The organism is Mycolicibacterium neoaurum, from assembly GCF_036946495.1.
Taxonomy (GTDB): Bacteria; Actinomycetota; Actinomycetes; order Mycobacteriales; family Mycobacteriaceae; genus Mycobacterium; species Mycobacterium neoaurum_B.
This window is the reverse complement of record NZ_JAQIIX010000001.1, coordinates 35116-51277: the sequence shown is the minus strand read 5'-3', so window position 1 is coordinate 51277 and position 16162 is coordinate 35116. Positions and strand designations below refer to the sequence as shown.

The 16162-nt window shown below is 64.2% G+C and carries 9 protein-coding genes and 2 pseudogenes; 8 read left to right on the top strand and 3 right to left on the bottom strand.

Annotated features, from left to right (window positions below):
• The first annotated feature begins 23 nt into the window (after window positions 1-23).
• Genes PGN27_RS00210 through PGN27_RS00200 form a run of 3 tightly spaced genes read left to right on the top strand, consistent with a single transcriptional unit; the run spans window position 24 to window position 3066 of the window.
• A complete protein-coding gene (locus PGN27_RS00210; RefSeq protein ID WP_335324267.1) occupies window positions 24-983 on the top strand; it encodes a glycosyltransferase in 960 nt (319 codons plus the stop codon).
• Window positions 980-1801 (top strand): glycoside hydrolase family 16 protein, encoded by an 822-nt coding sequence (locus tag PGN27_RS00205; protein WP_335324266.1) that lies wholly within the window; start codon window positions 980-982, stop codon window positions 1799-1801. The genes PGN27_RS00210 and PGN27_RS00205 overlap by 4 nt, the downstream gene beginning before the upstream one ends.
• Window positions 1802-1827: 26 nt before the next feature.
• Window positions 1828-3066 (top strand): glycosyltransferase family 2 protein, encoded by a 1239-nt coding sequence (locus PGN27_RS00200; RefSeq protein ID WP_335325179.1) that lies wholly within the window; start codon window positions 1828-1830, stop codon window positions 3064-3066.
• Window positions 3067-3076: 10 nt separating this feature from the next.
• On the opposite strand, the gene PGN27_RS00195 is transcribed toward PGN27_RS00200, so the two are convergent.
• Window positions 3077-5185 (bottom strand): hypothetical protein, encoded by a 2109-nt coding sequence (locus tag PGN27_RS00195; protein WP_335324265.1) that lies wholly within the window; start codon window positions 5183-5185, stop codon window positions 3077-3079.
• 79 nt (window positions 5186-5264) lie between these two features.
• Window positions 5265-5966, bottom strand: a complete 702-nt coding sequence (locus PGN27_RS00190; RefSeq protein ID WP_335324264.1) for a hypothetical protein — start codon at window positions 5964-5966, stop codon at window positions 5265-5267.
• Window positions 5967-6178: 212 nt separating this feature from the next.
• Between PGN27_RS00190 and PGN27_RS00185 the strand changes: the two genes are divergently transcribed.
• The 5 genes and pseudogenes from PGN27_RS00185 to PGN27_RS00165 form a co-directional block, all read left to right on the top strand.
• A complete protein-coding gene (locus PGN27_RS00185) occupies window positions 6179-10057 on the top strand; it encodes an alpha/beta fold hydrolase (protein WP_335324263.1) in 3879 nt (1292 codons plus the stop codon).
• A 269-nt stretch (window positions 10058-10326) separates the two neighbouring features.
• Window positions 10327-12129 carry a flavin-containing monooxygenase gene (locus PGN27_RS00180; RefSeq protein ID WP_335324262.1) on the top strand — a complete coding sequence of 601 codons (1803 nt, stop codon included), beginning with the start codon at window positions 10327-10329 and terminating at the stop codon, window positions 12127-12129.
• Window positions 12116-13354, top strand: a complete 1239-nt coding sequence (locus PGN27_RS00175; protein WP_335324261.1) for a cation:proton antiporter — start codon at window positions 12116-12118, stop codon at window positions 13352-13354. Before PGN27_RS00180 ends, PGN27_RS00175 begins: the two co-directional genes overlap by 14 nt.
• Before the next feature lie 169 nt (window positions 13355-13523).
• Window positions 13524-13709 (top strand): annotated as a pseudogene (locus PGN27_RS00170) (IS3 family transposase); the annotation flags it as partial.
• Window positions 13710-13773: 64 nt separating this feature from the next.
• Window positions 13774-14047: pseudogene (locus tag PGN27_RS00165) on the top strand (IS30 family transposase); the annotation flags it as partial.
• Window positions 14048-14437: 390 nt separating this feature from the next.
• On the opposite strand, the gene PGN27_RS00160 reads toward PGN27_RS00165, so the two are convergent.
• Window positions 14438-15997, bottom strand: a complete 1560-nt coding sequence (locus PGN27_RS00160; RefSeq protein ID WP_335324260.1) for a hypothetical protein — start codon at window positions 15995-15997, stop codon at window positions 14438-14440.
• Window positions 15998-16162 lie beyond the last annotated feature (165 nt).

Below are 16162 nucleotides of genomic sequence, written 5' to 3'. Positions count from 1 at the left end.
CGCGTATCCCTGGAGTCGATGCCGTGCCACCCGTATCAGCGCACGACGGGCTCACCGTGTCCACGGTAAGCCTGTCGGTTGTCATCTGCTGTTACACCGCCGTGCGGCGGGGTCAGGTGCTTCTGGGGGTGCAATCCGCTCTCGACCAGATCGATGACGACGATGAGATCATCGTGGTGGTCGACCACAACGATGATCTACTTGCCGACCTGCGTAATAGCCTCCCCGAACAGATCACCGTCATTGCCAACGCCTTTGAGCAGGGACTGTCGGGAGCTCGAAACACCGGCGTCGCGCGGTCGGGAGGCGACGTCGTCGTCTTCGTCGATGACGACGCCGTGCTGGCGAGCGGGGCGCTCGATCACGCACGTGCCGCATTCGAGGATCGGAGCGTTGTCGCCATCGGCGGTGCGGTGCAGGCCCAATGGGCTGCCGGGACGGCCCCTCACTGGTTCCCCGACGAGTTCGGCTGGGTGGTCGGTTGCGACTACCGTGGACTTCCGGCCTCCGGCGAACAGATCCGTAACCCCATCGGCGCGGCAATGGCTGCACGGCGGGCGGCGCTGGTCGAGATCCAGGGGTTCTCAACAGAACTCGGGCGCGTTGGCGATCTCCTCGCAGGTTGTGAGGAAACACTGATGGGTGTCCAGCTGCACGCCAGATTCCCCGGCCATCGCATCATCCGGCACACCGGCTTCCAAGTCGATCATCATGTTCCGGCCGAGCGGGCCACCTTGGGGTACTTCACCCGCCGGTGTTACCAGGAGGGCCGGTCGAAGGCCGTGCTGACCCGGATCTCCGGCCGACAGGCCGCCCTGTCCAGCGAGCGCACTTACACCACCCGCATCCTGCCGTCCGGCGCCTGGCAGGCCCGCGGAAACCCCCGTCGCGTGCTCGCGATGGTCATCGGATTCGGCTACACCGCAGCGGGTTACGTGACAGGTCTGGCGCTGAGTGCACGATCCGCGAAGGCAGCGGCGTGAGACCGAGCTTATCGGCCCTCGGCAAGGGCTGCGCGCTGATCGTCGTCGGCACGGTGGTAGGTGCCTGCGCTCTGCTGGGCACCGCCGACACGGCCGACGGTGCTCCGCGCATCCTGTTGAACTCTGAGTTCGACGGCCCCGCCGGCGCTCCGCCCGACGGGATCTGGCAGATCGCTACCGGCGGCGGCGGCTGGGGCAACAACGAAGCCCAGATCTACGCCGACCATCCGGACAACATTGCCCTCGATGGCAACGGACACCTGGCCCTGACCGCGCGTCGGGGTGCCGATGGACAGATCACGTCGGCACGGGTCGACACCAATGGCAGCTTCGCGTTCACCTTCGGCCGTGCCGAGGCACGGATCGCACTGCCTGCGGGCTCGGGCCTGCATCCCGCGTTCTGGCTGCTCGGGGCCAATCTCGACCAGGTCGGCTGGCCGGCCGCCGGTGAGATCGACGTGATCGAGACGCTCAACCATGCCACCGAATGGCATTCGGGCGTGCACGCTCCGAAGAGCGGAACAGAACGCGGACAACAGATGTCGGCAACCGGCCCAGTCCCCTTCCCGCTCGCCGGAGTCTTCCGTACCTACTGGGTCGAACGCACGCCTGGTCGTATCGTCACCGGCGTCGACGATACGACCCTGCTCACGGTCACGCCGTTGAACCTCGAAGAAGGTGCCACGTGGGTCTTCGATGCGCCGTTCCAGCTGCTACTCAACCTCGCCGTCGGTGGCAACTGGCCGGGCCCTGCCGATGAGTCGACACCATTCCCCGCCACCATGCTCGTCGACTGGGTAAGGGTCACCGAACTATGACTACCGCTGTGACAATCGACCCCGTGATGGCACACGGCGGTGCCCCCGACGGTGCGCACGCGCGCTGGATCGGATGCCTCGACATCGACCGGGTGGGAGACCACAACGGTCGGATCAGCGTGAACATCACGCGATCGGACGGATATCGGCGGGCCCGGATCCTGTTGCGCGACCGGTCACAACCCATCGACTTCGTCGAGGCCGATATCGTCGGCGACGCCGTCACCCTGGACCTTCCGGGGTCAACCCCGGTGCTGGATGTGCCGGCAGCTGATCCAGCACCGCCGATATCGGTGGTGCTGTGCACCAGGGAACGGCCCGAGGATCTGGCCGGCGCCCTGGCATCACTGTCCGCCATCGACTATCCCCATTTCGAGATCATCGTGGTCGACAATGCACCGGTGACGGATGCGACGGCACGGGTGGTCGCTGCAGCCGGGGATGCCCGCATCCGACGCGTGCTGGAACCCACTGCCGGACTGTCCAACGCCCGCAATGCGGGTCTGCATGCCGCCCAGCATGACATCGTCGCGTTCACAGACGACGATGTCGTGGTCGACCCGTACTGGCTGCAGGGACTGGCTCGGGGCTTCGCCAGGTCCATGGATGTCGCCTGTGTCTGCGGAATGGTTCCCAGTGGGGAGCTCCGCACGGCGGCTCAGGTGTACTTCGACCAGCGGGTGTCTTGGGCCGGCACGTTGGCACCGCGCGCCTACTCGATGGCAGCACCGCCGCCCGACCTGCCACTGTTCCCCTTCCAGGTCGGCATCTATGGCACCGGAGCCAACTTCGCCATCAGACGCCGTGCAGCCTTCGAGATGGGCGGTTTCGACGAGGCGCTGGGTGCGGGCACCTCGACCAAGGGCGGCGAGGATATCGACATGTTCTTCCGGCTGGTGGCCGCCGGGCATACCCTTGTCAACGAACCGGCGGCCATCGTCTGGCACCGCCATCGCAGTGACAGCACCGCATTACTTGCCCAGGCGCGCGGTTACGGCCTGGGCCTCGGCGCCTGGTTGACCAAAGTGTTCTGTGAACCGACTCATCGCCGGCTGGCATTCTCGGTGGCGCGCAGACAGTTCCGGTCATCGGTGCGCGCGGGCGCAGGGTACGGCGCGATCATGATTCCGCCACCGGATCTCGGCGACAGCATCCCCCGAGCGATCGGCCGGACAGAGGTCCTGTCGGTTCTCGGCGGCCCGTTGGCGCTGTGGCGGGGACGACGCCAGGGTCGCCGCCGCGATCCGATGCGCCGGGCGGGCTGAGCCGGACCAGCTAGTCGGATGCCTTCTCCTGGTTGATACTCCGGAACACCAGGGTTGCGCCGTTTTCGTAGAAGACCGTCCAGTTCGGCGACGCCCGCAACGCGTCCTGCAAGAGTTCGATGGCCTCCGGGCGGTAATCACCGTAGTAGCGCACCGCCTTGTTCGACTGTTCGCTGAACATCATGTAGGCCATGTAGGCCTCCCGTGTTGCGTTGTCGTCCAAGGTGGCGATGTCATCGTCGGCGGGAAAGTTCGCCTTCAGTTCCGGCAGTCGCGGATCTCGGCCATCCCACAGGTCATAGGCGATCGCCTCGTCGAAATAGGGGTTGAACAAGGTCAGTTCGGCATAGTCCGCGTTCACCCGGGTGGGCATTCCGCTGGGCCGGATCATCACCAGTCGGGTGCGCGGATCGGCGCCCTCGGTGATCGAGTTCATCAGGTCGATCTGTGCGCGGGTTTCCACCACCATCGGCCACAGCGCCACATAGCCGTGCAGGCCCGCCAGCGAGAGCCCGCTCAAGCCGAGTACGGCGATCAGTCGACTCGCCGCCCCCCGCACGCCGACACGGCGGCGACCCACCGCACCGACCACGGCCGGTGCGATCAGCATCGCGCAACCCAGTATCGCGTAAAGATAGACGCGGAAGATCGCCTCGCCACCGTAGTTCTGCCCGAGCAGCAGACCGAAGGACGAGAACGCCACAATGCCCAGCGCCACCACCGGTTTCTTACGGCGCCACCGCCACAATGCACAACCGAAGGCAGTGGCCACGACCAGAAGCGACAAGGATCGGACCACGAACGAGGTGAAATCCTTGGCCGGCATCCCCGAACTGACGACGTTGCTGGTGGCATTGCTCACCGGACTGCTACCGGTGAACACCCCGTAGGGCAGCACCGCTTCGAGATTGAGCAGCAGATAACTGCCCACGATTGCGACCATCACCAACGAGATCCACCATGGTCGCGCGCGCCGCACCACGCATAACAGACACACGACGGCGACAGCCCAGAAGGGGGTCAGCTGATGGGTGGGCACCGCGGCGGCGAACACGACGATTGCCAGTACGCCGGCCGGGCGGCTGCGCGGTGAGGCCAGCAGTAGCACGATCATCCCGAAGACCAACACCAACGACCACGCCTGTGGCGAGAAGTAGTCTTGACCAACCCAATTGACCACCTCGGCCAAAAACGCCGCGGTGAGGGCCGTACGGCGGGACTGCCCGATCACCCGCGCCGCGCAATACACGGCGAGTGCGATCAGGACATGGATGATCGGCGCGAAGACATGGGCGATCGTGATCGGTTGCACGCCGGTGACATCGCTGAACCACGCGAACAAGACGAAGAAGGCCGACCACTGGGCGTAGATGTCGGTACCGTCCGGAGCGATTCGTCCGTGCACCAGGATGTAGTCGACAACCGCCAGATGTTTGTAGGTCCAGTCGTAGAGCGGCACCTCGGTGGCCACGAATGTGGTCACACGGGAGACGATGATGGCTGCTGCAACAGCCACCGCGGCCGGGATCAGCCGGCGGTCGCGCACCGCGACCAACAGCGCCAACGCGCACAGCACGATACACACCGCCAGCAGTGGCCCGGTGCCGGAGAACAGCAGTCCGTAGTAGCTGGCATCGGCGCCCGGCAGACCCGGTACAGAAAACGCCCAGATGAGGACCGCAGCAGCGCTGAGCACCAGCGAAAGGTGTTTGCGCACAATCGATCGGCGGACCGCCGCGGGGTTCGGGACCGTCCGCCAGCGCACGCCGGAGCCGGCACACCCCGGATTGCGGTAGTACCAGTAGCCGCTGCTGACACACACCGCGATGATCTGGGTCCACAGGATCTCGGGCGGACTCCAGCGGTAGGACCACATCGCCGTCATCGCCACCAGCGTGGTGATCGCGGCGCCGAGAACGGGAACCGTAGACAACAGCGCTCGCCGTGGAATCGGCACCCAGCTCAGCACAGCAGCACCGGGACCTACCGCAATGAACACGAGCAGAGCGATCCCGCGCGCCACGTCGGGCAGGCCCGTGAGGGCAACGACACCCGCCATTGCGCCGACCACCGCGAGATCGGCCATCCGCACCCGCAGCAGTGGCAGGCGGCGGCTCACCCCCACCTCTGGCCCACCGGAACTCGAGGTTCCCGAACCAGCTTCCAATGTGGCCGTCATCGACGAAACCCGTTGGCGATCATCGGGTGTGCCCGGATGGTTGGTCGGCTGATTCGTCGACGATGGCGGCGTGCGTCCTCGTCAATCCGGCGGTGCCCACGGTGATGACAGTGACCAGGATTCCGTAGATGCACAACCGCTGCACCCCACCGGGTCCGACAATGTTCACACCGCCGACATAGGCGAAGTACCCGATGAGGCCTGCCAGCGATGCGAGTACCGCGACCAGGCGCCGCTCCCCCGTCATCCGGATCGCCGAGCCGGTCGCGATCAAAAGGGCCCCCACCGACCCGAGGGTCATGAACACCATGATCGCGGTGAGATTGCCCGTATAGCTGACGTTCTGCGTGATCACACCGCTGACCGTCAGGCCGAGTCCCGCCGCCACGAGCAACAGCGCACCGGCCCGATCGGTCACCCGCTGGGCGAAAAGTCCGGCCGCGGTGAACACGACAGCCAAGCCGGCCACTACCAGGGCGATGTTCATCACCCGGTACAGCTCGCTGCACGGCCAGTTGCCCACCGGTCCACAGAAGGCGGTCCCCAGCGGGCCGAGCAGGTCCTCGTGGTAGCCGTAGAACCCACGCCAGGACGCGGACACCACCCACTCGGCGGCGAAAAAGATCAGCGGCGCCAAGGACACCCATCCGGTGAACCGGGACAGAACACTCGGACGCACTACCTCACCCTCCTCGGCCGCGGAGTCCTCGATTCGGCCCACGACGCCTCACCGATGACGAAAACGCCGTCACGGCAATAGAGTTCGACTCAACTGCTGGAGATTAGCAACTACGCCGACGAAACTGGCCGCTACCTCTACCAGTATGATCAGTATCACTACTTTGGGTAGGCTAACCAATCCAGAGCGGACTCAGTATCCTCCTCCTGGTGGCGCTAACGCCTCATTCGACCTCCCGCTAGGAACTCCGCCACATGCCCTCGATCGGCCGACCCGACACCCTCGAATCACGACCGACGTTCTCCTCGGCGGCGGATCTGGCTGCCCAGACTCCGGCGCTACCCATCGTGTCCGCGGGCCCGAGGCGTGGCGGACTCAGCATCGACATCGCCGCCGTCATGACCTCCAGCGCGGCCACCGGTGTCCTGGGATTCGTGTTCTGGACCGTCGCGGCCCGCGGTTATGACACTGCCGAAGTCGGCCGGGCGTCTGCCATCATCACCTCGGCGACGCTGATCGCGATCCTCGCCAATTTCAGTCTCGGCAGCCTGTACGAGCGCTTCCTCCCCCTGGCCGGTAATCGGACCAGGAAGATCGTCCGACAAGGCATGATGTTCGTCGCGGGCACGGCGCTGGTGTTCGGCGCGGTTTTCACCGTCGTCGGTCCACGCGCGCAACTCTTTCCGGATCTGGCCGAGATGCTGCTGTTTCCGCTGTGCGTGGTGATCCTGGCCATTTATGCCCTCCAGGATCAGATCCTGATCGGGCTCGGCCGGGCACGTACCATCGCCTCCAAGAACATCAGCCAATCCGCGGCCAAGCTGATCATCGTCGCCGCCATGATCCCGCTTGCCACCGGATCGGCGATCGTATGGTCATGGGTGCTACCGGCGGCCGCCATCACCGCGATCATCGCGGTCGTCGTCATCCGCCGGGAGACCGGTACCCGGGCCGGAACGGCAAACCTGCCCGACCGTCGCGAATTGGTCAACTTCTTCGTCAGTTCCTATGCCATCAACGCCATCAACGTGATCGTGCCGCTGTTGGTGCCGTTGATCGTGGTCGCACAGCTCGGCACCGAGATGAACGCGTACTTCTCGATGTGCTGGCTTGTGGTCAACACGCTGGGTGCGCTGATCGTGGCCACGGCCGCACCATTCATCGCGACTGCCTCCACCCCTGGCGCCGACGTGTGGGCGTGTACCAAGCGCTTTGTGTTGTTGTGCGGTGGATCTGCGGTCACCGGATGTGTGGTGTTGATGCTGGCCGCACCGTTCATCCTCGGCATCCTCGGACCGCATTATGCAGCCAACGGCACGACGTTGATCAGGACGATGGCCCTGGTCTTGCCTGCGGTGGCGTTGACGACCATCTACACCGCGCTGGCCCGGCTGCAGCGCAAGCTGCGGCTGGCCGTCATCTCCCAAGTGCTGCTCGGCGTGCTGGTGGTCGTCGGCGTCGTCCTGACCACGCCGGAGTGGGGCATCAACGCGGTCGGATACACCTACGTCGCAGGCGAACTGCTCATCACATTGGTGGTACTCGGCCCCACGATCGCATTGCTGCGTCGGGTGGCCGCCACTCCGAGTGGCCAGGCCCTCGACAGCCCGGTCCGAGCCACCCCGGTCCGGCCCGACCTGAGCCATGTCGCGCCGATCGAATTCGACTCGGTGAGTGAGCGATTCGTTGAGATTGCCGAAAACAAGCGCGACAGCGTGGCGGTGCGGACGGCGAACTCGTCCATCACCTACGGCGAACTGAACGCCGCCGCGACGATGTGGACACACGCATTGCGCCGGCGACACGACCCGGAAGCGCCGGTGGCCATGGTCGCCGATCTGAGCCCGCAGATCGCGGCGGTGGTTCTGGGAAGCTTCGCCGCGGGCGCACCGCTGGTGCCGTTGGATCCCGGCCTGCCCCGGGACCGGATCACCCACATCTTCGATGCCCTGCGGGAACAAGGCCGCCACGTCCGGACCGTCATTGTCGACGACTCGGGCCACGCAGGGGCTCAAGAGATAGCAAGCGGGTGCGACGTCTGGTCTGCGGACACACCACCGCAAGGAATGACTGCGCCGGGAACCTCGGCGACGCTGGACCGACAGCGGGTCACCAGCATCCAGTTCACCTCGGGCTCCTCTGGTGAACCCAAGGCCGTGCTGCATGTGCACGGAACCTGGTTGAGCGACTGGATTCTGCACCGTGACCGGTTCGGCATCATCGAGGACAGCCGCGTCGCGTTGTGCATGCCGGTGAGTTTCGCCGCTGGGATGAATGTTCTCGTCGGCGCCCTGCTCTCGGGCGCTCAGGTCATCGCGATCGATCCACGCAACAGCACACCGGAGGCGGCGATCGACCGGCTCACGGAGGTGGATATCGTGATGTGCACGCCGTCGTTTCTGCAGTCTCTGACCGAGGCAGCCTGTGGTCGCAGGCTGACCGGTGTGCAGCGCATCGTGACCACGGGAGAGCCGGTATATGGCAACGTCATCCGGCGTGCCCGAGAGCTCGCGCCACATGCCGTTGTGACGAACTGGGCCGGATCTTCGGAGACACTGGGCATCGCGCACTTCGACATCTGGCCCGAGGATGACGTCCCCGCCGGAGTCATTCCGGCCGGTATCGCCGTGCCGCACAAAGACCTGGGCATCGACGAGCACGGCAGGCTGACGGTCACCTCCCCGTATGTCGCGGCCGGATACCTGAGGGCAGACAGCGCCTCAACCACCTTCACGACCAATTCCGACGGCAGCCGCACATTCGTCACCAACGACCGGGCCAGAATCAATGAGGATGGCACGCTCGTCGTGCTGGGGCGGATGGATGCCGCCGTCAAGATTCGCGGATATTTGGTGGAGCCGGCCGAAGTCGAGGCTGCGCTACTCGACTGCCCAGGGGTTCGCGAAGCACTCGTCGTCGCCGACCAGCACTCGCCAACGCCGGCGCTGACGGCGTACGTGGCGCCCGATCCCGAAGTGCGCAGTCCCGCGGTAGCCGATATCCGCACCCAGCTGCATACTCGGCTACCCGCATGGATGGTGCCCACCCACGTGGTGATGCTGCAGGAGCTCCCCCGCAATGAGCGCGGCAAGGTCGACCGCCGTGCCCTTCCGGCGCCGACGCGCGGACCGATCACGTTGGCCGAGCCGGGACTGGAATCGGCCATCGCGACCGCCTGGGCCGAGGTCCTGCGACTCGACCAGGTCGGCAGGGACGAGAATTTCTATGCTCTCGGCGGCGACTCGCTGAACGTGCAGCGGATGATCGGCCTCGTCGGCGAACAGCACAAGGTCCGACTCACCGCATCGGATCTGGCCGCAGCGCCCACCGTCGCGCAGTTCACCGAGGTGGTCCGCACTCGGCAGGACGGAGATGCGCTCAGGCGAGACATCGGGATCCGGCCGACCACGATCGTCCTGCGGGCCCCGCATGAACACACCGAGTCGACGCTGTTCTGCTTCGCGGGAGCCGGTGCCTCGGCACTGTCATTCGTACCGTTGACCGACCGGCTCGGTGACAACATCGCCGTGATCGCCTTTCAGGCACACGGTCTGGAGAATCGTGGCTTCCCGGATTGGACCATTGGCCGGGCCGCCAGACGGCACCTACGCGATCTGTTGGCCCTGCAGCCAGCGGGTCCTTTTCGGCTCGCGGGGCATTCACTCGGCGCGTTCATCGCCATCGATATCGCGAACCGTCTTCGGGCACTGGGACATCAGGTGGAAGTGGTCACCCTGCTCGACCCATTCCTGCCCCCGAGGACCGTTCGCGCGGCACGGCGGGAGCTACCCGATGTCGGGTCCACGCTCCTGGAACAAGCTCCGGCGGCGCCACGCGAACTCTGGCGCCAGCGACTGTGGTTGCCCCTGGCCGGAATCCTCGATGGCACACCGGACGAGAAGGTGGCAGCACTACGCGAGGTGGGCGTCCGGGTAGGCCGATTACACCGCCCCCGCCCGTACCCGGGCCGGACGCTGTTGATTCTCAGCAGCTTCAACCGCGACGACGAACGTGTCTGGCCGCAGCTGTTGACCGGGGAGTTGTCGCTACAGCGGATCAACTGCGACCACGATTCGGTGGTGCGGGAGCCACATGTCGGAATGGTCGCGGAGATGATCCGCAAGCAACCGTGAGCAGACGGCCTCTATGCCCGGGGCAGCCCGAGTTCATGACTGTTTACGACGGATAAAATCTTTTGGCGGAAAGTCCGATCAAGGGGTGCATCCGATGGCACCGATCATGTTCGTAATCTGCTGCATTGGTCGATTGCGAGCTACACCAACAGTCTTTGAATTGGCTGTGAAAATGCCATTAGAGCAAGGCGCCCACTGCCGACGGCGACTCGCTAACCTAAACCGTCCCTGACGTTAATTACGTCTTCCTGAATTCCCCGGAGTGTGTCATGAAGGTCTGCGTCGTCGGTGCCGGTCCATGTGGATTGACAACCATCAAGCAGTTGCTCGATGAGGGCCACCAGGTCGTCTGTTTCGACAAAAGCACCGACGTAGGCGGGATCTGGTTTCGCCACGATGGTGACGATGACCGGATGAAGGCATACGACAGTCTGCAACTCACCATCTCCATGAAGCTGATGGCGTACTCGGATCACCCGTTCACCAATGGGCGCCGCTTCTATACGCGGGAGCGCTATCTCGGATACCTCAACGAGTACGCCGATCGGTTCGGGCTTCGCGATCACGTGCGCACAGGCTGTGAAGTCACCAGCATGGCGCGCACGCCCGATGGGTGGACCGTGCACGTGCAAGAGGGCAGCGCCCGCACCGTCCATCGGTTCGACGCGGTGGCGGTGTGTTCCGGACCTTTCAAGACCCCCAACCGGAATATCACTGGTTTGGAGGGGTTCTCGGGTGAGATCGTGCACTCGTCGGAATACCGCAACAACGAGCGTTTCCGGGACAAGCGGGTGTTGATCGTCGGATTGGCCGAATCCGGCGCTGATATCGTCCGCGAAATCGGTGATGTCGCCGCCGAGTGCACCCTGTCCATACGCTCATATACTTTTCTGCTGCCGCGTGTGGTGGATGTCAACCGCGCCACAGACCACGGAACGGTACGCGCGCACCACCACGAAATGTACCGTCGAGCCACCAAACGCCCGCTTGTGCTCGACACAGTGTGGGGACGAAATGGGCTCGCCAAATCGCTATTCTTGATCGCCTCCGTCATATACGGCATCACCGCAACAGCTTTCGATGCCGTCTTCGGCATCGGTCGTCGAGGCGCAAAAGACGAAGAGGGTCTCAACCCGATGGGCGAGCCATTGCTGCCGGCAAAGCTCGACGTCGCGACACTGGACAACGACGCGAATTGGGACATGATCCGGAAGTGGAACTTCCGATCGCACCCAGAGGGGAGCTGGAGTCAGCGCGCCATCTTCTGTAAGAACGTCAGCTTCATCCCGTCCATCGTCGACGGACGGGTTCTGGTCAACGATGCCGGAATCGACAGGGCCGAACGGAACACCGTCCACTTCAAGGATTCCGCGGCAGCTGAGTTCGACACCGTGGTCTTGTGCACCGGATTCACCCAAGACCTCGCCATCGGCGACTTGCAAGTGGTGGACGGTAACGTCCGAAACCTCTACAAGCACTTCCTCCATCCCGACCACCAGGGCACCGCCGCTTTCATCGGTTTCGTTCGCCCCTTCACCGGCGGCATCCCGGTGTGTGCAGAAATGCAGGCGCGATACTTCGCGCGGCTGTGTAGCGGCAAGCAGGCCCTCCCTGCGGACCTCGCCCGCGTCATCGAACGTGAAAAGGAGTGGGAGGAGTACTGGACGGCGCTTAGTCCCCGCCACACCGAATCGATACCGTCACAGGTCCTGTACTTGGACGCGCTGGCACGTGAGATCGGCTGCCTGGTGCCGTGGTGGAAGATGGTGATCAATCCGAAGTTGTTTGTACAGCTGTGGTTCGGCAGCTTCAACCCGTCTTGCTATCGGATCGTCGGCCCGCACAACCTCGGTGCATTCGCACTCGCTGACCTATATTCGGAGCCGGTAGCGAACAAGAGGGATACCGCCTTGCTGTTCGCGTTGCTCCAACTGGCGCCATCATTTGTGCATCCTCGGGATCTGATGCCCGAACCGAGGACGTCGACCACCTTGCGCTCCATAATCGTGTCCGATTCAACGACCAAGGTTCTGCCCGACGGCGGGCACGTCGCGGCCCATGCCTCTCGGTGATGCGCTGCAAGGCCTGACCACACTGGCGGTGGTGGTGCTCGGCTCCCTGATCGTCGGAAATGTGTTCAGCAGAGTGGGTCAGCCGCGGGTGCTGGGGCCGATCGCGGTGGGCATCGCCGTGGGCACGGTGGCGACCGCCTGCTCGGAAGCGTTCGATTTGACACTCATCTCCGCCTCCTCTGTCCACCTGCTCCAAGATGTGGGGACCGCAGGCCTGCTGCTGTTGATGTTCTCGGTGGGTGCCGAACTCCGGGGTCGACGGGATACAGCCCACATCCCGTCGAATTGGCACCTGATGCCGAGCGTTCTTCTCCCGATCGTGGCGTGCACGGTGATTGCCTGGCCTTTTGCCGACCTGCTCGTCGCGCCCGGGAGCGACGCGCCGTTCGGCTGGTTGTTCGTCGGGATTGCCCTTGGGGTGACCGCCGTACCCGTCCTGGCATTGATCATCAAGGACCTCGGTATCGGCGACCGGATCGAGACGCAGATTGCCCTGCGGGTCTCGGTTGTCACCGACGGTCTCGCGTGGTTGCTGGTGTCCGCACTGGTGATCGCCGGCACGAGTATCGGTGCGTTGTCGATCCCCGCTGTGGTGACGGGAGCAGTACTGCTGATGTCGGTGACGGTGGTGTTCCCGCAGTGCGTCCGGAGGGTCAATCCCTTGACCCGCGGCGGCCCTCGCCTCGTCATGATGGTGCTGTCCACACTCGCAGGAGCGGCCGCGACGCAGTTCTTGGGCTTTCATCCGGCAATCGGCGTCGTCATCGCCGGGTTCTTCTTTCCGGACGGGTCGGCGGAACAAGGCACACAGCAGATGCTTGCCCCGGTAGTCGAGGTCCTGTTGCCTGCGTTCTTCGTCATCTCGGCAATGTCTGTTCCACTGCGGGCGCTGCGCGAACTGGCGAGTTGGCCAGGATTCGCCTGCTTCTGCGCCTTGGGGATGGCGGCACTCCTATCGAAACTAGGCGCGGGCTTCATCTTCGGCGCAGTCAACCGTTGGCACTGGCGGTCTTCGGCCGGGCTCGGCGCACTCTTGAACTGCCGCGGCGTCACCGAGATCGCGATTGCAACAGTCGGATTCCACGCCGGATTGATAAGTGTGTACGCCTTTGCATTGCTTAGCGCACTGGCACTGCTCACCACGGCGACGACCGCGCCGCTGTATCGCGCGGTGGTCAGGCGACGACGTTCGCGCGAGCCGGCTAACGCGTCTGGCTCTCGATAAGCAGGGCAATGCCGTTGGCGGCCGCTTCGCGGAATCGGTTGCCCACTGACACACGGCATGTGAGCCCTGGGACTGCCCCCGGTTTGGTCGACTCCTCACCCTGCGAGGATTCGTCCTTGCTGATGACCGGATTCCCGTCACGGTGACCTGCCTGGTCCTTAGATTCTGGATCAGCGCCGGGGAGAACCGCGTCGCACGACAATGTTCCCAGGAACGCATCTGGTCGACCTTCGCCAAGAAACGTGGACTGAGCCGCCGATCCGGCCCACCGGTGCATGACGACCTCGTGCAACGACAGTCAGGCGCACAGGCACCCAACCAGGTCTGGCCGGCCGACATCACCGAGCACCCCACCGCTGGGTTCTAGTAGTCGTCGCAACACTGAGTCTGCTCGAACACGAGCGCCTCAAGGACCAGGCACGCTGACCTGGGAGCAAGGCGCCGAGATGTCAGAGCACCGCACCGTCGCGGCCGCGACCAACATGGATGTCTACTTCTTGCGAGCCTGCGTCTCCATGGCAGCGCGGAAGCAACGAAAACACGAACGGACTCTTGCGCCAGTACTTTCCGAAGGGAATCGACCTGTCGCATCTACCTGTCGACCACCTCGAAGCCATCGCCGACGAACTCAACAACAGGCCGCGAAAGTCACTCGACTGGCAGACTCCGACGGAACGGCTTGCTGCTTTAATAAACGCATCAGAGATGCGGAACGTTGCGACGAATCCTGGAATTCGAGCCGATGAAGGCAATCGACCTCTGTATCACCAAAGACGTCTACGCCAACCGGATCGTGGGGTACGCGATCGACTCGCGAATGAAGTCCACGCTGGCGGTGAAACGGATCGCGATGGGCCGCGCCGGAGCAAACGCGCACCCAGACGGCTCACCCCGATATAGTTCGAACTGTTCCACACACCAGTCACAACCGCGGTCTGAAATTCACGCACCGCGAGTCAACTAAACCCGCAGCAGTCCCCATCGCGCTGACAATGTCGAAGGCGCCCCTATCGCCGCCGAGCGCACAAGTACGGCCCCCTCAAACGAGGGGGCCGTACCCTTCTGCTGTCGTTAGCCGATTGCCTAGTCGCTGCTGGAGCTACCCGAGCTGCTCGACGAGCCAGCCGAGCTAGCCGAGGTGCTCGAAGGCTTGCTGTCCGACGTGCCGGACTTCGCATCCGCCTTCGCCGCCTTGTCGGACTTGCTATCCGCCTTGTCGGACTTGCTATCCGCCTTGTCAGTCTTGGCGTCCTTGTCGGACTTGGCATCCTTGAGGTCTGCCTTGGCGTCCTTGTCGGCCTTGGCATCCTTGATGTCAGCCTTGGCGTCCTTGTCGGCCTTGGCATCCTTGTCGGCCTTGGCATCCTTGATGTCAGCCTTGGCGTCCTTATCAGACTTGGCATCCTTGACGTCTGCCTTGGCATCCTTGATGTCGGCCTTGCTGTCTGCCTCGGCACCGGCGTCCGTGCTCTCACCGGTGGCCGCATCGCCAGCGGTGGTCTCCTCGGACACAACCGGCGTGGTCGGTTCGACGGCCGCGCCGCTATCCTCGGTGGCCGTCTCTTCCGCGGAGCCGGCCTCGTCGGCCGGAACCGAGGTGCCAGCCTCGGCAGTCTCGCCACCGGTGGCGGATTCTTCGGTGCCCGAAGATACGGATTCGACCGGCGTTGCACCGGAACCGGTTTCGACGCTGAGCGTCACTGTGTCACCCTCGGCGGCCAAAGCGGTCGACGACACCTTGCTGAGCGTCTCGGCGCCGCTCTCCACCGCTGGCTGTCCCGTCAGCGCCTTGAGCGCATTGGCGATGAGCGACGGATACTGCACCAGGAACGAATCGATCGGTCCGCCCGGCGTCAGCAAGCCCGGGAAGACATTCCAGTCCTCGGCGATGCTGGGGCTGTAACCGTTGAGGAACGCGCCGAGTACCTTGATCGGCAGGTTGACCGTGTGGCTGATCGCCGTCACCACATCGCCGGCCTGTGCCGCGGCACGGATCTCGTCCAGGCTATCGGTGAACCGGAAGATGGCGCTCACAAACGGAACCATGATGGCATGCGGGTAACCGGCCAGGGTGGTGTCGCCCACCAGTAGCGCATCCAGGATGGCCGCGATGGCGGGAGCGCCGACGTCATTGGCAACTTGGCCCGGCACGGCGAAGCTCGGGTACAGCGGCCAGCCCGCTGCGCCCAGACCGAAGATGAACCAGTCGTTGAGATGGGCGAAGGCTTCGGTGAAGTTTCCCGCCGCCAGCTCGCTGTTGGCCCGCTCCAGGACACCCGGCAGCAGTTCATTGTGCGCGGCCCAGCCGGCCTGCGACTGCTCCCACCCGGTCTGCAGAGTCGCCTGATGCTCGGCAAGCCGATCCTGCAACTGTTGGGCCACCGTCTCCGGGCGGAACAGCAGCACCGACAACTCGCGCTGGAGCTCCTCGTTGCCGAGGATCGCCGACAGATTGGGCAACAGGGTGGCCGAGATGTCGGTACCACGGTTGTTCAGGTTCGCGAAGGCCGTCGAGAACGTGGCACCGAGCACCGCGAAGGGATTCTCGAAGGCGACGAGCTCGACCGCGCGCTGCTGCGCGGCTTCCAACGCCGGCAGGTTCTGCGCGACGGGCGTAACGGCGATGACCGACGCGCCCGTCATCGCGACGGATGCGATAAGCAACCTCTTCTTCAGAGGCGTGGATGCCGATGGCGCAGACCAGAAGTCACGCCCCGAGGCCACGGGAACAGCGAGTGACACGGTTCTCCTAGATTGACTTGATTGATGATCGGTCAGATGTGACCACCGCGAATATTATTGCTGCAC